Annotated in this window: 28 protein-coding genes; 18 read left to right on the forward strand and 10 right to left on the reverse strand. The window is 62.7% G+C overall.

Annotation, left to right across the window (positions count from 1 at the left end; all coding sequences use genetic code 11):
* Positions 1–16 precede the first annotated feature (16 nt).
* Genes HNQ71_RS00725 through HNQ71_RS00735 form a run of 3 tightly spaced genes read right to left on the reverse strand, consistent with a single transcriptional unit; the run spans position 17 to position 2718 of the window.
* Positions 17–1261, reverse strand: a complete 1245-nt coding sequence (locus tag HNQ71_RS00725; protein WP_184870736.1) for a vWA domain-containing protein — start codon at positions 1259–1261, stop codon at positions 17–19.
* Positions 1262–1264: 3 nt separating this feature from the next.
* Complete coding sequence (locus HNQ71_RS00730; RefSeq protein ID WP_184870737.1) at positions 1265–2194, reverse strand: AAA family ATPase; 930 nt, start codon at positions 2192–2194, stop codon at positions 1265–1267.
* Positions 2191–2718 (reverse strand): flavin reductase, encoded by a 528-nt coding sequence (locus tag HNQ71_RS00735; protein WP_184870738.1) that lies wholly within the window; start codon positions 2716–2718, stop codon positions 2191–2193. Before HNQ71_RS00735 ends, HNQ71_RS00730 begins: the two co-directional genes overlap by 4 nt.
* 180 nt (positions 2719–2898) lie before the next feature.
* On the opposite strand from HNQ71_RS00735, the gene HNQ71_RS00740 reads away from it, so the two are divergent.
* Together HNQ71_RS00740 and HNQ71_RS00745 are read left to right on the forward strand one after the other, a co-directional pair.
* Positions 2899–3972: a branched-chain amino acid ABC transporter substrate-binding protein gene (locus HNQ71_RS00740; RefSeq protein ID WP_184870739.1), complete on the forward strand. Its 1074-nt coding sequence runs from the start codon at positions 2899–2901 to the stop codon at positions 3970–3972.
* Positions 3972–4997, forward strand: coding sequence for a P1 family peptidase (locus HNQ71_RS00745; protein ID WP_184870740.1), 1026 nt, complete (start codon positions 3972–3974; stop codon positions 4995–4997). Before HNQ71_RS00740 ends, HNQ71_RS00745 begins: the two co-directional genes overlap by 1 nt.
* A 9-nt stretch (positions 4998–5006) precedes the next feature.
* Here the strand turns inward: HNQ71_RS00745 and HNQ71_RS00750 are convergent, their stop codons facing one another.
* Positions 5007–5261 carry a DUF2171 domain-containing protein gene (locus HNQ71_RS00750; RefSeq protein ID WP_184870741.1) on the reverse strand — a complete coding sequence of 85 codons (255 nt, stop codon included), beginning with the start codon at positions 5259–5261 and terminating at the stop codon, positions 5007–5009.
* 133 nt (positions 5262–5394) lie between these two features.
* Between HNQ71_RS00750 and HNQ71_RS00755 the strand changes: the two genes are divergently transcribed.
* From HNQ71_RS00755 to purB, 3 genes are all read left to right on the forward strand, one after another.
* Entirely contained in the window at positions 5395–6120 is a 726-nt protein-coding gene (locus tag HNQ71_RS00755; protein ID WP_184870742.1) for a DUF2259 domain-containing protein, read from the forward strand.
* Positions 6121–6227: 107 nt separating this feature from the next.
* Complete coding sequence (locus HNQ71_RS00760; protein ID WP_246461134.1) at positions 6228–6641, forward strand: hypothetical protein; 414 nt, start codon at positions 6228–6230, stop codon at positions 6639–6641.
* 60 nt (positions 6642–6701) lie between these two features.
* Entirely contained in the window at positions 6702–8009 is a 1308-nt protein-coding gene (gene purB, locus HNQ71_RS00765; protein WP_184870743.1) for an adenylosuccinate lyase, read from the forward strand.
* A gap of 44 nt (positions 8010–8053) precedes the next feature.
* On the opposite strand, the gene HNQ71_RS00770 is transcribed toward purB, so the two are convergent.
* Positions 8054–8866, reverse strand: a complete 813-nt coding sequence (locus HNQ71_RS00770) for a VOC family protein (RefSeq protein WP_184870744.1) — start codon at positions 8864–8866, stop codon at positions 8054–8056.
* A gap of 239 nt (positions 8867–9105) precedes the next feature.
* Here HNQ71_RS00770 and HNQ71_RS00775 point away from each other — a divergent pair, with 239 nt between their 5' ends.
* The gene (locus HNQ71_RS00775) at positions 9106–9660 is read left to right on the forward strand and encodes an RBBP9/YdeN family alpha/beta hydrolase (RefSeq protein ID WP_184872185.1); all 555 of its coding nucleotides are present in this window, start codon (positions 9106–9108) and stop codon (positions 9658–9660) included.
* Between the two features lie 6 nt (positions 9661–9666).
* Here the strand turns inward: HNQ71_RS00775 and HNQ71_RS00780 are convergent, their stop codons facing one another.
* Complete coding sequence (locus tag HNQ71_RS00780; protein ID WP_111542506.1) at positions 9667–10440, reverse strand: HpcH/HpaI aldolase family protein; 774 nt, start codon at positions 10438–10440, stop codon at positions 9667–9669.
* A 107-nt stretch (positions 10441–10547) separates the two neighbouring features.
* A complete protein-coding gene (locus HNQ71_RS00785; RefSeq protein WP_184870745.1) occupies positions 10548–10868 on the reverse strand; it encodes a DUF1476 domain-containing protein in 321 nt (106 codons plus the stop codon).
* 275 nt (positions 10869–11143) lie between these two features.
* On the opposite strand from HNQ71_RS00785, the gene purC reads away from it, so the two are divergent.
* The 6 genes from purC (at position 11144) to HNQ71_RS00815 (ending at position 14948) form a co-directional block, all read left to right on the forward strand.
* Entirely contained in the window at positions 11144–11938 is a 795-nt protein-coding gene (gene purC / locus HNQ71_RS00790; protein WP_111542508.1) for a phosphoribosylaminoimidazolesuccinocarboxamide synthase, read from the forward strand.
* A gap of 43 nt (positions 11939–11981) precedes the next feature.
* Positions 11982–12224: a phosphoribosylformylglycinamidine synthase subunit PurS gene (gene purS / locus HNQ71_RS00795; protein WP_184872186.1), complete on the forward strand. Its 243-nt coding sequence runs from the start codon at positions 11982–11984 to the stop codon at positions 12222–12224.
* A gap of 258 nt (positions 12225–12482) precedes the next feature.
* Positions 12483–13151 (forward strand): phosphoribosylformylglycinamidine synthase subunit PurQ, encoded by a 669-nt coding sequence (gene purQ, locus HNQ71_RS00800; protein WP_184870746.1) that lies wholly within the window; start codon positions 12483–12485, stop codon positions 13149–13151.
* Positions 13152–13232: 81 nt separating this feature from the next.
* On the forward strand, positions 13233–13898 hold the full coding sequence (locus tag HNQ71_RS00805; protein WP_184870747.1) for a glutathione S-transferase family protein: 666 nt from the start codon (positions 13233–13235) through the stop codon (positions 13896–13898).
* Positions 13895–14302: a hypothetical protein gene (locus HNQ71_RS00810; RefSeq protein WP_184870748.1), complete on the forward strand. Its 408-nt coding sequence runs from the start codon at positions 13895–13897 to the stop codon at positions 14300–14302. Before HNQ71_RS00805 ends, HNQ71_RS00810 begins: the two co-directional genes overlap by 4 nt.
* A gap of 4 nt (positions 14303–14306) precedes the next feature.
* Positions 14307–14948, forward strand: a complete 642-nt coding sequence (locus tag HNQ71_RS00815) for a Pr6Pr family membrane protein (protein ID WP_184870749.1) — start codon at positions 14307–14309, stop codon at positions 14946–14948.
* A gap of 52 nt (positions 14949–15000) precedes the next feature.
* Here the strand turns inward: HNQ71_RS00815 and HNQ71_RS00820 are convergent, their stop codons facing one another.
* Positions 15001–15252, reverse strand: a complete 252-nt coding sequence (locus tag HNQ71_RS00820) for a DUF1127 domain-containing protein (protein ID WP_184870750.1) — start codon at positions 15250–15252, stop codon at positions 15001–15003.
* Positions 15253–15345: 93 nt separating this feature from the next.
* On the opposite strand from HNQ71_RS00820, the gene HNQ71_RS00825 reads away from it, so the two are divergent.
* From HNQ71_RS00825 to HNQ71_RS00850, 6 genes are all read left to right on the forward strand, one after another.
* Positions 15346–16764 (forward strand): aminotransferase-like domain-containing protein, encoded by a 1419-nt coding sequence (locus HNQ71_RS00825; protein ID WP_184870751.1) that lies wholly within the window; start codon positions 15346–15348, stop codon positions 16762–16764.
* Positions 16765–16928: 164 nt separating this feature from the next.
* A complete protein-coding gene (purL, locus tag HNQ71_RS00830) occupies positions 16929–19160 on the forward strand; it encodes a phosphoribosylformylglycinamidine synthase subunit PurL (RefSeq protein WP_184870752.1) in 2232 nt (743 codons plus the stop codon).
* Positions 19157–19669: a hypothetical protein gene (locus tag HNQ71_RS00835; protein WP_184870753.1), complete on the forward strand. Its 513-nt coding sequence runs from the start codon at positions 19157–19159 to the stop codon at positions 19667–19669. Before purL ends, HNQ71_RS00835 begins: the two co-directional genes overlap by 4 nt.
* 127 nt (positions 19670–19796) lie before the next feature.
* Positions 19797–20030 (forward strand): BolA/IbaG family iron-sulfur metabolism protein, encoded by a 234-nt coding sequence (locus HNQ71_RS00840; protein ID WP_010909092.1) that lies wholly within the window; start codon positions 19797–19799, stop codon positions 20028–20030.
* Positions 20031–20211: 181 nt separating this feature from the next.
* On the forward strand, positions 20212–20547 hold the full coding sequence (gene grxD, locus HNQ71_RS00845) for a Grx4 family monothiol glutaredoxin (RefSeq protein ID WP_111542518.1): 336 nt from the start codon (positions 20212–20214) through the stop codon (positions 20545–20547).
* A 163-nt stretch (positions 20548–20710) separates the two neighbouring features.
* Positions 20711–21955 carry a multidrug effflux MFS transporter gene (locus HNQ71_RS00850; protein ID WP_343067982.1) on the forward strand — a complete coding sequence of 415 codons (1245 nt, stop codon included), beginning with the start codon at positions 20711–20713 and terminating at the stop codon, positions 21953–21955.
* A 27-nt stretch (positions 21956–21982) separates the two neighbouring features.
* Here the strand turns inward: HNQ71_RS00850 and HNQ71_RS00855 are convergent, their stop codons facing one another.
* Entirely contained in the window at positions 21983–22810 is an 828-nt protein-coding gene (locus tag HNQ71_RS00855) for an inositol monophosphatase family protein (RefSeq protein ID WP_184870754.1), read from the reverse strand.
* Positions 22800–23693 carry a tRNA 2-thiocytidine(32) synthetase TtcA gene (gene ttcA / locus HNQ71_RS00860; protein WP_095085421.1) on the reverse strand — a complete coding sequence of 298 codons (894 nt, stop codon included), beginning with the start codon at positions 23691–23693 and terminating at the stop codon, positions 22800–22802. The genes HNQ71_RS00855 and ttcA overlap by 11 nt, the downstream gene beginning before the upstream one ends.
* Between the last annotated feature and the right edge of the window lie 8 nt (positions 23694–23701).

Raw genomic sequence — 23701 nt, forward strand, 5'->3', positions numbered from 1 at the left:
CCGAGGCAGTATATGGTTATGCGGCGCGCCTCGTGCCAGCGTCCAGCCATCGGCGCGGATCGACAGACTGCGCCGATTTCTTGTCCAGCGAGGCACAGAGATCGGCGAGCGCATCGAGATTGTGCACCGAGCGGAATTCGTCGACATGCGGCAGCATCGCCTTGACACCGCGGGCGCGCGCCTGGAAGCCGTCGAAGCGCAGCAACGGGTTGAGCCAGATCAGCCGCCGGCAGGATTTGTGTAGCCGCTCCATTTCCTCCGACAGGCCGGCGACATCGTCGCGCTCCAGCCCGTCGGTGATCAAAAGCACCACCGCCCCCTGCCCCAGCACACGGCGCGACCACAGCCGGTTGAATTCGGCCAGCGTATCGCCGATGCGCGTGCCGCCCGACCAGTCCTTCACCGCCACCGAACAGTCGGCCAGTGCGGCATCCGGATCGCGGTGGCGCATCTGTCGGGTCAGGTTGGTCAGCCGGGTGCCGAAGACGAACGTGTGGACTCGGCGGCGCTTTTCGGTCAGCGCATGCAGGAAGTGCAGGAAGATGCGCGTGTATTGGCTCATCGAGCCGGAAATGTCGGCCAGCACCACCAGCGGCGGGTGAACCTCGCGCGGTGAGCGGAATTTCGGCAGGATCAGTTCGCCGCCGGTGCGAGCGGCCGAACGCATCATGGCGCGGGGATCAATGCGGCGGCCATGCGCATCGGCCTTGAAGCGCCGGGTACGCACCATGTCGAAGGGCAACCGCAACTGGGCGATCGCCTTTCTGGCGTCCGCCATCTCGGCTGCGTTCATCTGGGCAAAGTCCTTGCCGCGCAGCACCTCGTTGCCGGAGAAGGTGAAGCGGGCGTCGACCTCGATTTCGGGGATTTCCTGCACCGGCTGGTTCTTCTGATGACCCTCGAACATCGCCTGGCTGACGCGGTTTTCGGCGGCGCGCGGCTTCTGCTTTTCCCTGGTGTCGGGCGCCACCGGCGAGAACATCGCCAGCATCTTCTCAATCAGTTCGCGCGACTTCCAGAACAGCCGGAAAGCTTCGTCGAAGATGGCGTGGTCCTCGTGGCGGGACACCAGCACGGCATGCAGCGTCCAGTAGAAATCGTCGCGCGAACCGATGCCGGCGACCAGCACTGCCTCGATGGCATCCTTGACCGACGCCGGCCCGACCCGCATGCCGGCCTTGCGCAAAGTGCGGGCGAAATAGACGATGTTGTCGGCAATCCGCCCGTCCGCTGTCGCCTCTTTCGGCTCGGGGCGCGGCATCGCCTACTCCGCCGCCGAAAGCTCGGCCTTCACCTCGTTGAGGATGCGCCGGCCTTCGCCCTGTTCGATACGGGCAATGTCGTCCTGGTATTTCAACAGCACGCCGATGGTGTCGGATACGGTTTCGGGATCGAGCGCCACCTTGTCGAGCTCCGTCAGCGCGCCGGCCCAGTCGATGGTTTCGGCGACGCCCGGCACCTTGAATAACTCGATCTGGCGCAGCTTCTGGATGAAGGAGACCACCTCGGCCGAAAGCCGCTGGTTGGCCTGCGGCACCTTTCGGCGCACGATCTCCAGCTCGCGCTCGGCATTGGGATAGTCGACCCAGTGATAGAGGCAGCGCCGCTTCAGCGCGTCGTGGATCTCGCGGGTGCGGTTGGTGGTGATGATGACGATCGGCGGTTCTTCCGCCTTGATCGTGCCGAGTTCAGGCACCGTCACCTGGAAATCGGACAGGATTTCGAGCAGGAACGCCTCGAAGGCCTCGTCGGTGCGGTCGAGTTCGTCGATCAGGAACACCGGCGCGGCGCCCGCTTTCCCCGTCAGCGCATCGAGCACCGGGCGGCGGATCAGATATTTTTCGGAGAAGACATTGCGCTCCATGTCGGAGCGATCGACCTTGCCGGCCGCCTCCTCCATGCGGATCTCGATCATCTGCGCGGCGTAATTCCACTCATAGACGGCAGACGAGACATCAAGGCCTTCATAGCACTGCAAGCGGATCAACCGGCGGCCAAGCGCCTGCGCCAGCACCTTGGCGATCTCGGTCTTGCCGACACCAGCCTCACCCTCGAGGAACAGCGGCCGCTTCATGCGCAGCGACAGGAACAGCACGGTTGCCAGCGACCGGTCGGCCACATAGTCCGCGCCGGTCAGCAGATCGAGCGTCTCGTCGATCGTCCGCGGCACGGCGCGCGGTTTCAGCTCGTTCATTCTGTCTCCGTGAACGCCGCCGCCCCGCTGTCCAGAACATGGTAGCCGCGGGCGTGATAGATCAGCGGCCGCAAATTATCGCCCATTCGCAGACCTGTCACCTTGCCAAAAAGCACACGATGCGTGGCCAGGTCCTTGGTGTCGATCAGCTCGCAGTCGAACACCGCGAGCGCGCCCTTCAGCGTCGGCGCGCCAGTGGAGATCACGTCCCACTCGCCGAGCGCGAAACGTTCCTCGACCGGCAGGCCGGTGATGCCGGAAAAGCCGATCGAGAGCGGCTCCTGATGCGAAGCCAGCGTGTTCAGGGCAAATCTGCCGTTTTTCACGAACGGCTCATTCTTGGGGTTTTCACGGTTGAGGCAGACGAGAATCGTCGGCGGCGTGTCCGACACCGAACAGGCCGCGATCACCGTCGCGCCGCGCTTGCCCGCCGGCCCATCGGTGGTGACCACATGAACGTGGCCGGCAAAATGGCTCATCGCGTCGCGATAGGCCTGCGGCCCAATGTCATTCTTCTTCAGCACCGGAAATTGTCCACAGCCAGAAACCTACCGCTATATATGGCGACATACGACATGCCACAAGCGAAGTGCTTGGCCCATATCGTGAAATTCGCGTGTTGCACCAAGGCCGGCCAGCCTTTAGGTCTTGGCGGGAATTGGCGCCTGCGAGATGTCGCCAGTTGGGAGGAATTCATCACCAGAATGCGCCCCAGGGTAACGATATCTGCCGCACTGGCCTGGCTTTTCATGGCAAGCGTCGCCAGCGCCCAGACGCTGCTGGTGGGCGTGGCTGCGCCCTTGTCGGGACCATCAGCCATCCTCGGCAAGCAGATCGACGCCGGCACCAGTCTCGCAGCCGAAGCGAATGGCATCGAACTCAAAACCATCGATGACGCCTGTACCGCCGAAGGCGGTGCTGCCGCGGCCAGGGAATTCGTGGCGGCCAAGGTCAATGCGGTGGTCGGCTTTCTCTGCACCGACGCGATCGAGGCGGCGATGCCGATCTTGAAAGACGCCAACATCCCGGTCATCACCGTTGGCGTGCGAACCGAAAGCCTGACCGACCGGCGCGCCAAGACTGGCTGGCCAGTCTATCGTCTCGGCCCACGCGGCGACGATGAGCGCAATGCGGTGGCCGCCAGCCTCACCCATCTGTGGCAGGACGAATTGTTCGCCATCATCGATGACGGCACCATCTATGGCCGCGAAATCGCCGAGACGTTTCGGGCGGCGGCCGAACAGGCGGCGCTAAAGCCGGTGTTCGTCGATACGTTCCGGCCGCAGCTCGACAACCAGATCGGCCTGGTCGGCCGGCTGAAGAAGGCCGGCGCGACGCATGTCTTTGCGGGCGGCGACGGCGACGATGTCGCCATCATGGGCCGTGACGCGGCGCAACTCTCTGCCGGTATCGTGTTCGCCGGGGGCGAAAATCTGCGCACACCGCCCGGCGATGTGCCCTATGCGACGGGCACGCTGATGATCGCACCGCCTGAATGGGCCGATGTCGCCGACCCAAAAGTGCTGGAAAGCTTCTCCGCACGGAGGATCGTGACGGACGGCTACACACTGCCGGCCTACGCGGCGGTCGAGATCGCCAAGGCAGCATTAGGCCTGTCCGAAACTTCGGGCAAGCCGCTGGCCGACGCGCTGACCGGGCACGATTTCACCACCGCGATCGGGCCGGTCCGCTTCGACGCGAAAGGCGACCTCAGCCAAAGCCCGTACCGCGTCTTCCGCTTCGACGGCACGCGTTTTGCGCCTTTGGAAAGCAACTGATGTTACGCACCGGCCCGCGCAATCTGATCACCGATGTTGCCGGCCTGCGGGTCGGCAACGCTTCCGATGCCAGGCTGAAGTCCGGCGTCACGACCATCCTTTGCGACGAGCCAGCGGTTGCCGGCGTCCAGATCCTGGGCGGTGCACCGGGGACCCGCGAGACCGATCTGCTCGAACCGCACAATTCGGTCGAGGCGGTCCACGCGGTGGTGCTTTCAGGCGGTTCGGCTTTCGGCCTCGATGCGGCATCCGGCGTGCAGGCGGCGCTGCGCGAGCACGGCATCGGGCTCGAGGTCGGTGGCTTTCGCGTGCCGATCGTGCCGGCGGCGATCCTGTTCGACCTGCGCAATGGTGGCGACAAGGATTGGGGAAGATATCCACCATATCGCGACCTCGGCTATGAAGCAGCGCAAGCCGCCACTACCGATTTCCAGCTCGGCACGATCGGCGCTGGCACCGGTGCACTCACCTCCGGTTTGAAGGGCGGCCTCGGCTCGGCCTCGACGCTGCTCGACAATGGCATCACCATCGGTGCGCTGGCCGCCGTCAATCCGACCGGCTCGGTGACCGTCAGCCGAACCCGTCATTTCTGGGCAGCACCCTTCGAAATCGGCGACGAATTTGGCGGACTTGGCTACCCTTCACCGATGCCGGACGACGCGAAACGGATCCTGTTGAAATACCGCGACAAGCATGTCGGCAGGCAGATGGAGACTGGTGGCAACACCACCATCGCCGTTATCGCCACGGACACGGTTCTCACCAAGGCCGCAGCAAAACGACTGGCGATAGCAGCGCATGACGGGTTCGTGCGCGCCATCTGGCCGACGCACACGCCGGCCGACGGCGACCTGGTGTTTGCGCTGGCGACGGGCGCGAGTGGCGTCGAGCTTGCGGCCGACGCGGCGATCGACCTTTATGCCGCGGCCGGCGCCACCATGGCACGCGCCATCAGCCGCGGCGTGTTTGCCGCGACGCCTGCCGATGACGACCTGTTTCCGGTCTGGTCGTCGCGCTTGGGGTGAAGCAGCCGATCAGACGGGATCGGACTTTTCTTCCTCGAAGGTCACCGCGACATCGGAATTCGCCGACAGCCACACCTTCTTGCCATCGACCTCGGCAACCAGAGCCAGGGAAATGTAGTGGTGATGGCCCTTGTGAGCGCCCTCGCCGCTGTCGGCCTTGGTCAGCTTGATCCGCTTCCCGTCAACCTTGTCGACGGTGCCGACATGCACGCCATCGGCGCCGATGACTTCCATATGCTCACGAATTTTGCTGGTGTCGGTCATGGTGGTTCTCCATTGGATCGCCGACAATAACAAATGACCGCCCGATTGGATGCATCGGCTTTCGGACTGCACGACGTTTTGATTCCGTCGTGCTAGGGGATTGAAACGATCACGGCTGCCGGAGTGAAAACCGATGCGACTGCTCTTCTTGTTTGTCGTTGCGTTGCTTGCTCAATTCGCAGCGTCCATCGCCGCCCATGCCGGCGATGTTGCCGAGCTTGAAATCCTCGGCTTCACCAAGGACGGCGGCGTCTTCGCCTTCGAGGAATATGGCGTCCAGGACGGCTCGGGATTCCCTTATGCCAACCGTTATTATATCGACACGAACGACGACAGCTTTCTCAAGGGAACGCCGGTCAGGGTCCGGATCGACGATGAGAATGCCACGCTCGAAGCCGCCCGCGTCGAGGCCCGGCAGAAAGGCGAAGCGATCGTCAAACAGGCTGAGTTGACGGCGAACAGGGGCATCACCGCGGGCTTCAACCCGGTGACCGAGCTTTCGGCCGATCCGCACCGGATGGCGGTCAACCCACGCCCGATCTTTTCGCCGGTCGACCAGCCGCTTGAATTCCGGCTCGACGAGATCGGCATGAACAACACCGAAGGCTGCGAGAGCCAGGGCGAGATCAACGGGTTCCGGCTGCTGCGCATCGGGGCGCAGGATGGCGGCACGACCAAGTTGGTGCACGAGGACAAGTCGATCCCCAAGAGCCGCGGGTGTCCGAACGGCTACCGGATCGGCGCGGTGCAGACGTTTTCAATGGACAGTCTCAGCGGTTACGCCGTGCTGATCAGCGTGCGCCAATACGGCTTCGAGGGGCCGAACTTTCGCTGGATCGCAGTGACCGGCCGCCTGTGACCTTGCTTGTTCAATCCGCTGGGCGCAATCGTGCCCTGAGCCGCCTTCGCCGCGCCATACCGGCGCCGCGTACAGCGCTTTTCGGCGCCTTGTTGTGGGCCTTGGCGATGGGCGCCAGCGCGCTCGTCACCCTGCTGTTGGATGACTGGGAAACGCCGGAAAAAATCGGCACCGTGTCGCTGCTCTATGCCTGCGGCGGAGCACTTGCCTTTCCGCTTGGCCTGTACGCGGCGCGGTTGGTCTCGCTTGGAAGGCGCTGGGAGGTTGCGTTCGCGGCGGCGTTCGTGTGCCTGCTCGGCGCGACCATCGGCCTGACCGGCGGGCTGTACGCCTTGCAATACCGCTCCTACTATGCCGAGTGGCACGCACCGGCTTTCACCCGCAACTGGGCCATCCAGTTCGTCTTCACGATCTTGATTGCGCTTTACCAGTTCGCAGTGCTGGGCATCCGGCACTATTTTCCGCTCGGTTTCGCCGCCTTGTTTGCCGCGAGCGTCTGGTTTGCGCGGCAGCGGCGTTGAGCATTTTGCCCACCTCTGTTAGGACGCGGGCAAAACTCCTCGACAAATCAGGACTGACCGATGATCCCTCGTTATTCCCGGCCGGAAATGGTCGCCATCTGGTCGCCCGAAACCCGGTTCCGCATCTGGTTCGAGATCGAAGCTTATGCGTGCGATGCGCTGGCCGAACTCGGCGTTATCCCCAAGGAAGCGGCAAAAACCATCTGGGAAAAGGGCAGCGCGGCAAAATTCAACGTGGAGGCGATCGACGAGATCGAGCGCGTCACCAAGCATGACGTTATCGCCTTCCTCACCCATCTTGCCGAATTCGTCGGGCCCGACGCCCGCTTCATCCACCAGGGCATGACCTCATCGGACGTTCTCGACACCTGCTTTGCCGTGCAGCTTACCCGGGCCAGCGACATCCTGCTCGCTGACATCGACGGCCTGCTTGCGGCACTCAAGCGCCGTGCCTTCGAGCACAAGGACACCGTCACCATCGGCCGCAGCCATGGCATCCATGCCGAGCCGACGACCTTCGGCATCAAGCTGGCGCAGGCCTATGCCGAGTTCTCGCGCTGCCGCGAGCGGCTGGTGCATGCGCGAGAAGACATCGCCACCTGCGCCATTTCGGGCGCGGTCGGCACATTTGCCAACATCGAACCCTATGTCGAGGAACATGTGGCGGCAAAGCTCGGGCTGAAGCCGGAACCGGTGTCGACGCAGGTGATCCCGCGCGACCGCCACGCCATGTTTTTCGCCACGCTCGGCGTCATCGCCTCGTCGATCGAGCGGCTGTCGATCGAGATCCGGCATCTGCAGCGCACCGAAGTGCTGGAAGCGGAAGAGTATTTCTCGCCGGGCCAAAAAGGCTCGTCGGCGATGCCGCACAAGCGCAATCCTGTGCTGACCGAAAACCTCACCGGCCTTGCCCGTATGGTGCGGTCCATGGCGCTGCCGGCGATGGAGAATGTGGCGCTCTGGCACGAGCGCGATATTTCGCACTCCTCGGTCGAGCGCATGATCGGTCCGGACGCCACGGTGACGCTGGATTTCGCGCTGTCACGGCTGACCAGCGTCGTCGACAAGCTGCTCGTCTATCCCGACAACATGCTGAAGAACATGAACAAGTTCCGCGGCCTCGTGCATTCGCAGCGCGTCATGCTGGCGCTGACGCAGGCCGGCCTGTCGCGAGAAGACTCCTACCGGCTGGTGCAGCGCAACGCCATGAAGGTGTGGGAACAAGGTGCTGATTTTCTTGAGGAATTGTTGGCCGACAAGGAAGTCACCGCCGCCTTGCCGGAAGCCGAAATCCGCGAGAAATTCGACCTCGGCTATCACACCAAGCATGTCGACACGATCTTCAAGCGGGTGTTCGGGGAAGCCTGAGGCGAGCTTTCCTTCTCCGCAGAAAGATGCTCTCCAAATAGCAATCAGGCCTTGCCGGGAACGGTGTTGATCACAGTCCCCCATGGGTCTTCGCGGGTTACCGGGCTGGCTACATTGTCCGAACGCATCTCGACCCAGGACAGGCCCGACCGGCTCGGATCGCGGCGGCCGGCGCCGGGGCTGCGCCAGGCATTGGCGCCGATGTGGTGGTGATAGCCGCCCGACGACAGGAACACCGCCTGGCCGCCATATTTCGCCACCGTGTCGAAGCCGAATTCCTGGTTCCACCAGGCTTCGGCGTCTTCCGGCCTGCCGACGCGCAGGTGGACATGGCCGACAATGCTGTTTTCCGGCGCGCCCTGCCAACCGGCGTCACCCGCCGGTACCTCGGCAACGATAGACGGAATGTTCAGCCGTTCGGTCGCCATGGCAATCTTGTCGCCATTCCACTTCCAGTCGTGCGGACGGCGGTCGGCGTAGATCTCGATGCCGTTGCCTTCGGGATCGGTCATGTAGAGCGCTTCGCTGACCAGATGGTCGGAAGCTCCCTCGATGGCAATCTTGTCGGCGATGGCATGGTTGATCCAGCGGCCGAGATCGGCGCGGCTGGGCAACAGGAAAGCGGTGTGGAACAGGCCCGCACTTTGCGGGTCGTCCGGCTTTGCCGCCGCATCCGCCTCGATGACCAGCAACGGACGGTTGCCGGCCCCGAGCGTGATCGCGCCATCGGCGCGGCTCAGTTCCTGCAGGCCGACGACGCTGCGATAATAGGCGGCAAGACTTTCGGCGTCGCGCGCCTTCAGCCCGACGCGGGCAACGCTGACGGGTGTCGTGGCGGCAAAAGGCAATTCGCTCATCAAATTCTCCGCTTGGCCGGCCTGCCGTGAAACTTCCAAGACAAGGAGTCCCGCGCCGCCAATCATTGTAAGCCGTGCATGGGAGCCCGCACACGGCTGTTTCTTTTTCCTGATGACAAATCGTCCATCGGCATCGTTCACACAAGACTTGAAGAAGCGAACATCGTGTTCACTATTTGTGATCAAGGGCGCGATTCATGGCCGTTGCACGAAGCGACGCCGCTCGCTATTTCAGCGCCATGAAGGTCAAGGAAGCAGATATTCTCATCGTGCCGGGCTACACCAATTCCGGCCCGGACCATTGGCAGAGCCGCTGGCAGTCGAAGCTGTCGACGGCGCGGCGCGTCGAGCAGGCGGAGTGGTCCAAACCGGTGCGCGAGGACTGGACGGCGAGCGTGGCCAAGGCGGTCAACGAGGCCGAGCGACCAGTCGTCATCGTCGCGCATTCACTGGGTGTGGCGGCGGCAGTGCAGGCCATGCCGCAGTTCCAGAGGCCGGTCGCAGGCGCCTTCTTCGTGGCGCCGCCCGATGTCGCCAACCCCGGGATCAAGCCCCGGCACCTGATGACCTTCGGTCCTTATCCGCGCGAGCCGCTACCCTTTCCTTCGATCGTGATCGCCAGCCGCAACGACCCGTTCTGCGCCTTCGATGTCGCCGAGGACATCGCCGGCGCCTGGGGTTCGTTGTTCATCGACGCCGGCGAGACCGGTCACCTCAACGCGGATTCGGGCTTTGGTCCGTGGCCCGAGGGCTCGATGACCTTCGCCAAGTTCCTGACGGATCTGAAACCCTGAGCTTGCTCAGGCGCCGATCGAATCCCTGACGCTCTTCAACAGGGTTTTTGCGCCGAGCCCGATCAGCGCGTGCTCCGAGCCCATGGCCAGCAGCCGGTAGCCCATCGAGACGACGCGACCGGCAATTGCCGGCTCGACAACATAGATCGCCGCATGTTTTCCCGCCTTGCGGGTGCGCTCGGCGACCGACGCCACCGTTTCCATCATGCTTTCCAGCGTCGAATTGATGGTCGCGCCGTTGCTCCAGGCGATCGAGAAATCCGACGGGCCGAGGAAGATGCCGTCGATGCCCGGTGTGTCGAGGATGCCGTCGAGTGCATCGAGGGCAGCACGCGTCTCGACCATGGCGAAGGCCATGGTGCGCTGATTGGTGTCGCGCAGCCATTCAGCCTGGTCGCCCTTGCCATGGCGCGGAAAAGCATATGTCGGGCCCCATGAGCGCTCACCAAGCGGCGGGTATTTCATGGCGGCGGCAAACAGTTTTGCATCGGCCACCGAGTTTACCATCGGCGCGATGACAGCCTCGGCGCCGAAGTCGAGCGCGCGGCTTGCCATGTCGAAGCGGCCGACCGGAATGCGCACCAGCGCAGGCTTGTTTGCGGCGAGCACCGGCACCAGACCGCGCAGCACGCTGTCCTCATGATGGCCGCCATGCTGCATGTCGAGGGTGACGGCATCGAAGCCCTGCTTGGCGACGATCTCGACAGTCAGCGCATCCGGCACGCCGGACCATGCGGTGAACAGCGTTTCATCGGCTGCAAGGCGGGACTTAAGGGACATCTACGCTTTCCTCGTTAAGGATCGCAGTTTCAGCCGGAAACCGCTGCAAGGCAAAGAAAAACCGCCCGGATAGGTCGGGCGGTCGATTGGTCCAGCGCGTGGTCGGATCAGGTGTTCTTGATCTCCTCGATGGCCTGCGCCATCAGCTCGTCCATGGTGCGGCGGATCTGGTGGTCCGACTGGTCGACACCGGCGTCGTCGAAATCCTTGCGGATCTTGCGGAACACGTCGTGATCGCCGGCTTCCTCGATGTCCGCAACCACCACTTGCTTGGCATAGGCGTCGGCATCGGCGCCCGACTTTCCAAGCTTTTCGGCAGCCCACAGGCCGAGCGCCTTGTTGCGGCGCGCCGAGGCCTTGAACCGAAGTTCTTCGTCGAATACGAACTTGCGTTCAAAGCCCTCTTCGCGATCCTTCATGCTGCTCATGGCATCCCTCCGATGGAAATCGATTCGCTGGTGATGACGTATATGTGTTGGGGAAGCACAAACCAAAAGGTCGCGAGCCGGTCAATACGCTTCGTTGCATGCTGCGCTGCGGCATTTCAGTCCCGAAAGCGGTTGATTGGAAGGATTTGCCGATTGAGCAAATGATGTGATTGGGATAGACCCGGCATTGAACCCTACCGTAGCCGCACTATTTCAGGCAGACGGACAGGAAATGGTCGATTGCCGCCTGTCCGGAACCCCAGAGAAAAAATCAGATGAAAAATCGCCGCCGCATTTATGAAGGCAAGGCCAAGATCCTCTATGAGGGACCCGAGCCGGGTACGCTCATCCAGTTCTTCAAGGACGACGCAACCGCGTTCAACAAGAAGAAACATGAAGTCGTCGATGGCAAGGGCGTGCTCAACAACCGCATTTCCGAGCACATCTTCAACCATCTCAACCGCATGGGCATCCCGACCCACTTCATCCGCCGGCTCAACATGCGCGAGCAGCTGATCAAGGAAGTCGAGATCATTCCACTCGAAGTGGTTGTGCGCAATGTCGCCGCCGGTTCGCTGTCCAAGCGCCTCGGCATCGAGGAAGGCACCGTCTTGCCGCGCTCGATCATTGAATTCTATTACAAGGCCGACGCGCTTGACGATCCGATGGTGTCGGAAGAGCACATCACGGCGTTCGGCTGGGCGAGCCCGCAGGAAATCGACGACGTCATGGCACTCGCCATCCGCGTCAACGACTTCCTCTCCGGCCTGTTCATGGGTGTCGGCATCCAGCTCGTCGATTTCAAGATCGAATGCGGCCGCCTGTTCGAAGGCGACATGATGCGCATCGTCGTCGCCGACGAGATTTCGCCGGATTCCTGCCGTCTGTGGGACGTGGCGACGCACGACAAGCTCGACAAGGACCGGTTCCGCCGCGACATGGGCGGCCTCGTCGAAGCCTATCAGGAAGTTGCCCGCCGCCTCGGCATCATGAACGAGAACGAGCCGCCGCGCCCGACTGGCCCGGTGCTTGTCGCCTCGACCGAAGGCGTCAAAGGTAAGCCGCACTGATAGCGGCTTGCACCCCGATATTGAGAACAGGAGCATGTCCAGCGTGATCAAGGCCCGCATTACCGTCACCCTCAAGAACGGCGTGCTCGACCCGCAAGGCAAGGCAATCGAACACGCCCTGTCCGGACTGGGTTTCGGCGGCGTCGGCGCGGTGCGGCAGGGCAAGGTGTTCGACGTCGAGCTTTCCGAGACCGACAAGGCCAAGGCCGAAGCCGACCTGAAGTCCATGTGCGACAAGCTGTTGGCGAATACGGTGATTGAGAACTATAGTGTGACACTTACCTGAGGTTGTGTCGGAGGCACTATGTCGGAAGTCATGTTCGAGCTTCTGAAGTGCGTGCATCACGAAATCGGTGAGCTTCGTCAGGATGTTTCCGAGACGAAAACGGGAATTGAATGTAATGCGAGGTCACATGGTGGCAACGCAAAGTGATATCCACAATGTCTATGGCATTTTAACCCGACAAGACGAGCGTCTTGAACGCATAGACAGACGTCTCGACCTGCGTGAACTTGCCGAACCCCAGAGGCCTTACGAACCAAAATGAAATCCGCCGTCGTCCTTCTACCTGGCCTCAACCGCGACCGTGACATGATCGCGGCGCTGACCAAGATTTCGGGAAAACCGCCGGTCACCGTCTGGCAGACCGACACCGAAATCCCCGATGTCGACCTGATCGCCATTCCCGGCGGTTTTTCCTTCGGCGACTATCTGCGCTGCGGCGCGATTGCCGCGCGCATGCCGGTGATGCGGGCGGTTGCCGAACAGGCCGCCAAGGGCGTCATGGTCATCGGCGTCTGCAACGGCTTCCAGATCCTTGTCGAGGCCGGGCTGCTGCCGGGGGCGCTGATGCGCAACACGTCGCTGAAATTCGTCTGCCGGCAGGTGAAGCTGCAGATCACCAACGCCAACACCATGTTCACCCGTCGCTACCAGCCGGGCCAGATCATCCGCACGCCGGTGGCGCATCATGACGGCAACTATTTTGCCGACGCCGACACACTTGCCCGCCTCGAGGGTGAAGGCCAGGTGGTGTTCCGCTATGCCGAAGGTACCAACCCCAACGGCTCGATCAACGACATTGCCGGCATCATCAACGAACGCGGCAATGTGCTCGGCTTGATGCCGCACCCGGAAAACCTGATCGAAGCAGCCCATGGCGGCAGCGACGGCCGGGCGCTGTTCGAGGGCGCGCTTGGCATTGCTGCCTGATATCATCAAGGCGAACAGCCTGAAAACAGCCGGACATTCCAGCCATTGGGCAAGTCCGCTTCATGAGGGAGAGAGACGGTCATGAAACTCTATTCGCGACCGTTGTCGCCTTACTCGTCGATCGTGCGGGCGCTGGCCTACATCAAGGATGTACCGCTCAAGATCATCGCACCGCCGCCCGGTTTTCCGATCCCGGAAGAGTTTCGCGCCATCTCACCGCTCAACCGGATTCCGGTGCTGATCACCGGCTCGGGTGAAACGATCGTCGAATCGGTGGTCATCGCCGAATATCTCGAGGAACGCTTTCCGGACCCGGCGCTGCTGCCCCCCGATTCCAAGGATCGCGCGCTGGTGCGCATGTTCGCCCGCATCACCGATCTCGACGTGCTGACCCCGACGATGAAGCTTTTCGAGCTTCATTTCGTGCCCAAGCGAAACAATGCCGAGATCGACGCCCAGTTCGCCCGCTTGCACCACGGACTGGCGGCGATCGAGGAACGCATGGCGCAAGGCCCCTTCGCGCTCGGCAACGACATCAGCTTCGCCGATGCCTGGCTGACGCCGACGCGCTTCATCTTCAACAATTTCCGGGCCATGACAGGACGCCACGACCTGCTCGACGCCTATCCCAAATTCGATGCTTACGAACAGATCGCCTCGCCGCATCCGGCATTGTCGCGGGTGTGGGGCGAGATGACCGACGGGTTGAAGATTTTTCTGTCCGAACTTGAGATGGGTGCCGCTTGAGCAGGAGCAAGACGATCGCCCTGGTTGCCGCCGCGGGTTTTGCCCTGGCGTCCTGCCAATCGAGCCCGAAGAGCGCTCCCGTCCCCTCGGGCAAAAGTGCCTCGTTGCTGGCCATGGAACAGGTGGCGATATCGGCCCACAAATGCTGGATCGCCAGCAAGGATCCGGCCTTCAAGCAATATCAGATGGCCAACGAGCTGAATTCGTTCAGCGGCACGCCGCGTTTCCTGCTGGTGCCGGCCAAGCACTATGGCGGCAAACCGTTGCTGGTCGTGCAGGCGCAAGGCAATTCAAGCCGCGTCGACGTGTTCGGACCGCTCATGAACGACCCGGTCGGCGCGCGCATCGGCTCCGACATCGCCCGTTGGCAGGCGGGCAATCCCTCCTGCGCGGCGGCTGCATAGGGCAATGGGCCGGTTCCTGCAGATCGTGGGTCTGGTCATCGGTCTGGCCGGGCTAGTCCTGCAGTTCTGCATCAGCATTCCGGCGTCGATGGAGGCCGGCCGCAGCCTGCTCGGCTCCGTCGTCTTCCTTTTCAGCTTCTTCACCATCCTGACCAATATTGGGGCGGTGCTGGTCCACACGTCGCTGCTGTCGTCCACCGGCTACGCGTGGCTGCCTGCCTTCGCAGGATCACGGATGCGCGCGGGCATCGCCGTTTCGATCACCCTGGTGTTCATCGTCTATGCGACGATCCTGGCGCAGCTCTGGCAGCCACAGGGCCTGTTCCTGCTCTGCGATGTCCTGCTGCACTATGTAACGCCGGTGCTGTTCGTGCTGTGGTGGCTGGTCGCAGGCGCCAACGGCAGGACGCGGTGGGGCGACATCTCCTGGTGGATGCTCTATCCCGTGGCGTATCTGATCTATGCGCTGGCGCGGGCGCCTTTTGCCGGCGAGGTGCCCTACCCCTTCCTCGACGTCGCCAAGAACGGCGCAGCCAGCGTCGCCATCTCTGCGGCGGCCATCACCGGGCTTTTCCTCGTGCTCTGCGTGGTCGCCGTCCTTGTCGACCACGGCGTTGCACGCATCAGAACATCGAGCGTCCGTTAGTCATCCGGACACCGGTCCGCAATTCCAAGGTTGGCCCTGATCCAAAACCGGGTCAGTCCCAGAACGGCCTGATGGCCTCGCGGTGGGCATCGCAGCGGGAGACGCCGATATCCTTGAGCTGATCATCGGTCATCTCAAGCAATACCAGCCGGCTGCGCCGGCGTTCCAGCAGATGGTCGATCCATTTCGCCAGCGACCGGACCACATACACGAGACGTCCGGCAAACCCGCGCCGGCCCGATGGGCGTGTCGATTGGCCGGATAGCTCGGGTCTCGAATGACTGATTGTCGCGATTGTATTCATTTTCTTTCTACCAAAATTCCCAATTGCACCCTTTTTCGTGCGTGATTGATATGTATTGACTCACAATTCGGTGCAATATAGAAAATTGTCACCATGACAAATTGGCTTCCAGATCTCACCGCCGGCTCCGGGCCGCTGTATCAACGGCTTGCGGATTCCATCGAAACGGACATCGACCGGGGAGTGATCGATGCGGGGGCAAAGCTGCCGCCGCAACGCGACCTCGCCTACGACATCGGCACCACCGTCGGCACGGTCGGCCGGGCCTACCAATTGCTGCGCGAGCGCGGGCTGGTGAGCGGCGAAGTCGGGCGTGGAACCTATGTGCTCGGCCAGCGCGCCGATGATGCGAGGCCGAGTTCGCTGGCCCCAGACGTCAGCGGCGAAGGCACACGCTATATCGATGCGCCGCGCGGCAAGTTGCGTTTCGACAGCACGGCCGCGCCCGACATCGGCCAGGGCGCCATCGTTGCCGATGTCCTGTCGCGCGCGGCGCAGGATTATCCGCATGAGATTTCAAGCTACACGCGGGATTTTCCGGACCGTTGGTACGAAGCCGGCGCCCGCTGGCTGTCGCGCAATTCGTTTCGCCCGAACGCCGACGCCATCGTTCCAACGCTGGGCACACATGCTGCGGTGATGGCGGCGATCGCAGCGCTGACAACGCCCGGCGATTATGTCGCCTTCGAGCACCTCACCTACTCACAGATTTCCCGCAGTGCCGGTTTGATCGGCCGGCGCACCGCGCTGGTGGCATCGGATGACCAGGGCATCGACCCGGCCGATTTCGAGCGCGTCTGCGCGCAAAAGCATCCCCGAATGATCTTCCTGATGCCGACGGCGCAGAATCCGACGCTGGTGACCTTGTCGGCGGCGCGCCGCGAGGCGATCGCGCGTGTCGCACGCGAATACAATGTCGTTCTCATCGAGGACGATCTCTACGGCAACCTGACCGATGATCCGACGCCGCTGCTGGCCGAATATGCGCCCGAACGCACCATCGTCGCCGGCGGCCTGTCGAAATCGGTCGCGGCCGGTGTGCGCGGCGGCTGGCTGTCCTGCCCGCCCGCCTATCGCCATCGCATCCGCGTCGCCCATAAGATGATGACCGGCGGCATGCCCTTCCTGCTGGCGGAGGTGAATACAAGGCTGGTGATGTCCGGCCAGGCAGACGAGATACGCAAACGCAGTATCGCCGAAATCGGCGCCCGGATTGCCATCGTGCGCGAAACGCTGGCCGGATTCGCGTTCAAGTCACACGAAAAGGTTCCCTTTGTCTGGCTGACCCTGCCCGACCCCTGGCTTTCCGGCACCTTCAAGAACGCCTGTCTCGAACATGGGGTTCTGATCGACGACGAGGACGAGTTCAAGGCCGGCCGCTCCGAGCAGGTGTTCCACGGCGTCCGCTTCGGTGTTTCACAGCCAAGACAACGCAAGGACATCGCTGAAGGCGTCGCGGTCATCAGGCGCCTGCTGGATGAAGGCCGCGCCGGCTACGACAGCTTCTCCTGAGCCATGAGGCGCCTTGGCGCGAGGGATCGCTGCCCGCTCGGGATTGAGCTGTGGCTTTGTCCGGCTTTCGCGCGTTTTTCGTCGATCCATGGGGTGTATCGGCCGCAAGGCTTGCGATAAGACGGGACTCAAAATCCCAACGCTCTGGATACAAATCGCCGCCCATGACCATTTCCAATTCCGTGCCGATCACCCCCGAACTCATCGCCGCGCACGGGCTGAAGCCCGACGAGTACCAGCGCATCCTCGACCTTGTCGGCCGTGAGCCGAGCTTCACCGAGCTCGGCATCTTCTCGGCGATGTGGAACGAGCATTGCTCGTACAAATCCTCGAAGAAATGGCTGCGCACCTTGCCGACCACTGGCCCGCAAGTCATCCAGGGACCGGGCGAGAATGCCGGTGTGGTCGACATCGGCGACGGCGACTGCATCGTCTTCAAGATGGAGAGCCACAACCACCCCTCCTTCATCGAGCCCTACCAGGGTGCGGCGACCGGCGTCGGCGGCATCTTGCGCGACGTCTTCACCATGGGCGCCCGGCCGGTCGCGGCGATGAATGCGCTGCGCTTCGGCGCACCCGACCATCCCAAGACCAGGCACCTCGTCTCTGGCGTGGTTTCCGGCGTCGGCGGCTACGGCAATGCCTTCGGCGTGCCGACGGTGGGCGGCGAGGTCAATTTCGACGCCCGCTACAACGGCAACATCCTGGTCAACGCCTTTGCCGCCGGCATAGCCAAGACAGACGCCATCTTCCTGTCGGAAGCCAAGGGCGTCGGCCTACCGGTCGTCTATCTCGGCGCCAAGACGGGCCGCGATGGCGTCGGCGGCGCCACCATGGCGTCGGCCGAATTCGACGACAAGATCGATGAGAAGCGCCCGACCGTGCAGGTCGGCGACCCCTTCACTGAAAAGTGCCTGCTGGAAGCCTGCCTCGAACTGATGGCCTCAGGCGCGGTCATCGCCATCCAGGACATGGGTGCGGCCGGCCTCACCTGCTCGGCGGTCGAAATGGGCGCCAAGGGCGATCTCGGCATCGAACTCGATCTCGACAAGGTGCCGGTGCGTGAAGAGCGCATGAGCGCCTATGAGATGATGCTGTCGGAAAGCCAGGAGCGCATGCTGATGGTGCTGCGCCCCGAAAAGGAAAAGGAAGCCGAGGCGATCTTCCACAAATGGGGCCTCGACTTCGCCATCGTCGGCAAGACCACCGACGATCTGCGTTTTCGCGTGCTGCATCAGGGCGATGAGGTCGCCGACCTGCCGATCAAGGATCTCGGCGACAAGGCACCGGAGTATGATCGTCCTTGGGTCGAACCAAAGAAGCCCGCGCCGCTTGCCGCCAATGACGTTCCTCAGGCCGATGTCGCCGAGGCGCTTTTGAAGCTGCTCGGCGGACCGGATCTTTCGTCGCGCCGCTGGGTGTGGGAGCAGTACGACACCCTGATCCAGGGCAATTCGCTACAGCTTCCCGGCGGCGATGCCGGCGTGGTGCGCGTCGACGGCCATGCCACCAAGGCGCTCGCGTTCTCCTCCGACGTGACGCCGCGCTATTGCGAGGCCGACCCCTACGAGGGTGGGAAGCAGGCGGTGGCCGAATGCTGGCGCAACCTGACCGCCACCGGCGCGCTGCCGCTGGCGGCCACCGACAATCTCAATTTCGGCAATCCGGAGCGGCCTGAGATCATGGGCCAGCTGGTCGGCGCGGTAAAAGGCATCGGCGACGCCTGCCGCGCGCTCGGCTTCCCGATCGTCTCCGGCAATGTCTCGCTCTACAACGAGACCAACGGCCAGGGCATCCTGCCGACACCGACCATCGGTGGTGTCGGCCTGATCGCCGACTGGTCGAAGATGGTGCGCACCGGTTTTGCGGCGCAAGGCCAGATGATCCTGCTGGTCGGCGCGCCCGCTTCCTGGGGAACGCATCTCGGCCAGTCGGTCTATATGCGCGACATTCATGGGCGCAGCGACGGTCCGCCGCCGCCGGTCGATCTCGAGCATGAAAAGCGCGTCGGCGATCATGTGCGCGCGCTGATTGCGTCGGGCATCGTCACGGCGGCGCACGACGTTTCCGATGGTGGCATCGCCGTGGCCCTGGCAGAGATGGCGATGGCGTCGGGCATCGGCGCGACGGTTCCCGGGCTTGTCGGCACCGACCCAATCCCGGTCTGGTTCGGCGAGGACCAGGGCCGCTATCTCGTGACGCTGTCGATCGATCCGGATAGCGATGAATGGGACGCCATTCGCAAGCAGCAAGGCGAACTGGGCATCTTCGCGCCATGGATCGGCTCGACCGGCGGCAACGTGCTGAAGCTTGGCGAGGCGCGGGCGATCCCGGTCGGCGAACTGAGCGCGGCGCACGAAGGCTGGTTCCCCCGCTTCATGGATCAGGCCAGTTGAGCAAACTGGCTGCCCGGGCGCTGCTTGCAGTCGTTTTCTGGCCGTCGCTGTTTTTCTTCTGGTTCCTCGGGCCGTTCGTCTTTTTCCTGCTGTCAACGACCTCGAGCGAGGTTTGCGCGCGGCTGGAAACGCGTGCCGAGTTCCTCGCTGCGGCCAACGGCACCATTTCGATGCTTGTCGCCCAGAACTTCATCTACGCGATTCCGATCGCTTGCCTGGTGTTGTGGGGCCGCCTTGCACCGGATCCGGCACGGGCGAAGCATATTGTCACCTGCATCAAGCTTTTCGCCGCCGCGGTGGTCGTTGGAGCGCTGTGGGAATATGGCTCTTCGCTTGTCTGCGATGGCTACGGCCAGCCGTTCTTCTCGCCCGCCTGGCAAATGACGAGCTATCTCCCCATCGTCAGCCTGATTATCAACGCTCCCCTCTATGTCCTGGCCTTCAGCCTTGGCCGCGCCTTTTCGACGCGCGAGGATGTGGCCGAGGACGAAGCCAGCCCGCCAGCCTAAGTCGGCCCCTGAAGCCCCAGGACCTTCTTGCCGGTGGCAGGACTGAACGGCTTCAATCCGGACCAGAAAGGCTTTAGGCTCACCCGACTCTTATCCGGCTACCGGCCGCTCGAAACAGGATTTTGCCATGGCAATGGATGCCCACGACATCGAAAAACTGATCAAGGACGGCATTCCGGACGCCAAGGTGACGATCCGCGATCTGGCCGGAGACGGCGACCACTACGCGGCCGAGGTGGTTGCCGAGAGCTTTCGCGGCAAGAGCCGCGTCCAGCAGCACCAGATGGTCTATGACGCGCTGAAGGGCAATATGGGCGGCGTGCTGCATGCACTGGCGCTGCAGACCAGCGTACCCGACTAATCCGCAGCAGAAAAAAGACCGCCGCCATGACCTCCGGCAGCGAAGACCGCTTGGCCCAAAACGGCCCATCCTTTGCGCCATTTCGGCTAGGGCACGGCTAACGTCTTGTTTCGAGCAATCGTTGGGTTTATTTGAAAGGTATGTTTCGAGCCTGACTCCCACAGGCGGGAAAGGATATTCCATGAGCGGCATCAACGACTACATCGACAATGAAGTGAAGGGCAACGACGTCGTCCTTTTCATGAAGGGCACGCCCGGCTTTCCGCAGTGCGGATTTTCCGGCCAGGTCGTCCAGATCCTCGACTATATCGGCGCCGACTACAAAGGCGTGGACGTGCTGACCTCGGCCGAGCTGCGCCAGGGTATCAAGGAATACTCCAACTGGCCGACCATCCCGCAGCTTTACGTCAAAGGCGAATTCGTTGGCGGCTGCGACATCATCCGCGAGATGTTCCAGGCAGGCGAACTGCAGACGTTCCTCGTCGAGAAGGGCGTCAGCGTCAAAGGCGCCGCCTGATTTCTGTTTTTGCATGAACTGAAAATCGATCTCGATTTTCGGTTCATGCGCCAGGCGCCAGGGCAGCCCCACCTCGGCAATTTTCATGTCCCTGATACCGGGACCAAGACGAGCCAATGCGCCGGCCCGCCGGCGCGTTTTCGTTTGAGAGATCGGACTTGCCGTGGACCAGCCGACAATAGCGCCGCAATCGGCAAGCAAGCTGCCCATTCCGCGCTGGGAGTTCATCGCGCTGTGCGCAGCGCTGATGGCGCTGAACTCGCTGGCCATCGACATCATGCTGCCGGCCCTGCAACAGATCGGCGCCTCGCTGGGCGTCGAGAACGAAAACCATCGGCAATATGTCATAACAGCCTATATTCTGGGCTTCGGCGGCGGCCAGCTCTTTTTCGGTCCGCTCTCGGATCGTTTCGGACGGCGCGCTCCGCTGGTCGCCGGGTTGGTGATTTATGTCGCCGCGGCTGCGGCGGCCGCTGTTGCGCCAAGCTTTGAAACACTTCTGCTGTGTCGCGCCGTGCAAGGCATTGGCGCTGCCGCCACCCGCGTCATCGCCATCTCGATCGTGCGCGATACGTTCGACGGCCGGCGCATGGCCGAGGTGATGTCGCTGATCTTCATGGTGTTCATGGCCATACCGGTTATTGCGCCGGGGATCGGCCAGTTCATCATGCTGTTTGCAAGCTGGCACTGGATCTTCGTCACCATGGCTGTCGGCGCGCTGATCGTGTCGGCGTGGTCGCTGCTGCGACTGCCCGAGACGCTGCATCCGGAGTATCGTAGGCCCCTGACGGTTTCATCGGTCGTCGGCGGCTTCCGCATCGTGCTGACCAACCGCATGGCGCTCTGCTACGCCTTCGCCAGCACGTTCATCGTCGGCGCCATGTTCGGCTTCATCGCCTCGGCGCAGCAGATCTATGTCGACGTCTTCAATGTCGGCGAGATGTTCCCGGTGATCTTCGCCGGTGTCGCCGGAGTGCTCGCTTTTTCCAACTATTTGAACTCACGCCTTGTCGGCCGCATCGGCATGCGCCGACTGTCGCAGACCGCGCTGCTGCTGTTTTTGACCATCAGCCTGGTCTGGCTGGTGGTTTCCCTGGAAATGAAGATGCCGCTCTGGCTGTTCATCACGCTTTTTGCCAGTGCCATGCTTCCGTTCGGGGCGCTCGGCGCGAATTTCAATGCCCTCGCCATGGAACCGCTCGGCCGACTGGCCGGCACGGCGTCATCCATATTGGGTTTCATGCAGACATTTCTCGGCGGCATTCTCGGCACGCTGATCGGCCAGGCCTTCAACGGCACGGTAACGCCGTTGGCCGCCGGCTTCTGCAGCGTGTCCGTGGCGGCACTTCTGATGATCTTGATCGCCGAACGCGGCAAGATGTTTCAGCCACACAACCCGCCGGTTTGAGGCGACCCTGCGACGTAGGGGTGTGGGCTACTCAGCCCAGAGTTCGTGACGCAGGACCTGCCAGCTTTCCCCATCCGGCGCGACAAGCAAGCCTCCGCCGACATGCGACGGCAGATAGGCGCTGCCGTCGAAACGCGCGGCGTGGCCGCCAGCCTCGGCATGGATCAGCACACCGGCCAGATGATCCCACGGCATCAGCTTGTTGTAGACGACGAAATGAGCATGGCCGCTGGCCAAGAGGCGATATTCGTGCGCCGCGCAGCGATAGGCGAATTGCGACAGGATCTTCGTCTGGTTGCGCGCCAGCCGCGACCGCTCCGGCTCGGGCATGTATTGCCAGGAGACCGAGCCGGTCATTTCCGAGATCGGCGCAGGCGCCGCGACGTGCACCTTCTCAAGGCTGCCATGCGCATGTCGGATATGGCTGCCGGCGCCCTTGGCGCCGATCAGCCAGTCCTTGCCGACCGGATCGTGGATGATGCCGGCAACGGTTTCGCCCTTGACCACGACCGCCAGCATGACGCCGAACAGCGGCACGCCGGAGGCGAAATTGAAGGTGCCGTCCACCGGGTCGATGACGAATGCCAGGTCGGCTTCGCCCAGGCCGTCAAGCAGCGCCGGATTGTCGGAACAGGCTTCCTCGCCGACCACCATCGCCGAGGGATAGCGCTCGCGCAACGTGGCGGTGATCAGGCGCTCGGCATTGATGTCGGCCTCGGTCACCAGATCGGCGGCCGAGGTCTTCTGCCGGATGTCGCCGTCGCCCAACCTGCGAAAGCGCGGCATGATCTCGACCTCTGCCGCCTCGGCCAGAATGCCGGCCAGCCAGTCGATCGCGGCATCGTCAAATGTCATTGGAAACATCTTGCCTGGTGGTGAGGGTGTCGTTGAGCGCGGCGAAGTCGAACAGTTTTCTGTCGAGCAGGTGCGACGGCCTGGTGTTGGACAGAGCGCGGATCATGGTGTCCTTGCGGCCGGGCATGCGCTTTTCGATATCCTCGAGCATCGCCTTCATGGCGTTGCGCTGCAGGCCTTCCTGGCTGCCGCAGAGATCGCAGGGAATGATCGGGAACCGCATCGCCGCGGCGAACTTCTCGAGGTCGGTTTCGGCACAGTAGCTCAGTGGCCGCAGCACCATGACGTCGCCCTCGTCGTTGAGCAGTTTCGGCGGCATGGCGGCAAGACGGCCGCCATGGAACAGGTTCATGAAGAAGGTCTCCAGAATGTCCTCGCGATGGTGGCCGAGCACCAACGCCGAGCATCCCTCTTCCCGCGCGATGCGATAGAGATGGCCGCGCCTGAGACGCGAGCAGAGCGAGCAATAGGTGCTGCCCTCGGGCAGCTTGTCGGTGACGACGGAATAGGTGTCCTGATACTCGATCCGGTGCGGTATGGCGTGGCTGTCGAGATAGTCGGGCAGGATGTGTTTGGGGAAATTCGGCTGGCCCTGGTCCAGGTTGCAGGCCAGCAAATCGACAGGCAACAGCCCGCGCCATTTGAGGTCGAGCAGCACCGCGAGCAGCCCATAGGAATCCTTGCCGCCCGACAGCGCTACGAGCCAGCGCTGGCCGGGCTTGACCATCGAGAAATCCTCGATCGCCTGACGGGTGAGACGCAGCAGCCGCTTGCGCAATTTGTTGAACTCGACCGAGGACGGCACATCGGCAAAAAGCGGATGGAAACCGCCTTCGCCGTCGGCAATCGGTTCAAGCGTTTCGATGTCTGGCAGCATGTTCATGGCATGTC

This window comes from Mesorhizobium sangaii, from assembly GCF_014207355.1.
In the GTDB taxonomy this organism is placed as follows: Bacteria; Pseudomonadota; Alphaproteobacteria; order Rhizobiales; family Rhizobiaceae; genus Mesorhizobium; species Mesorhizobium sangaii.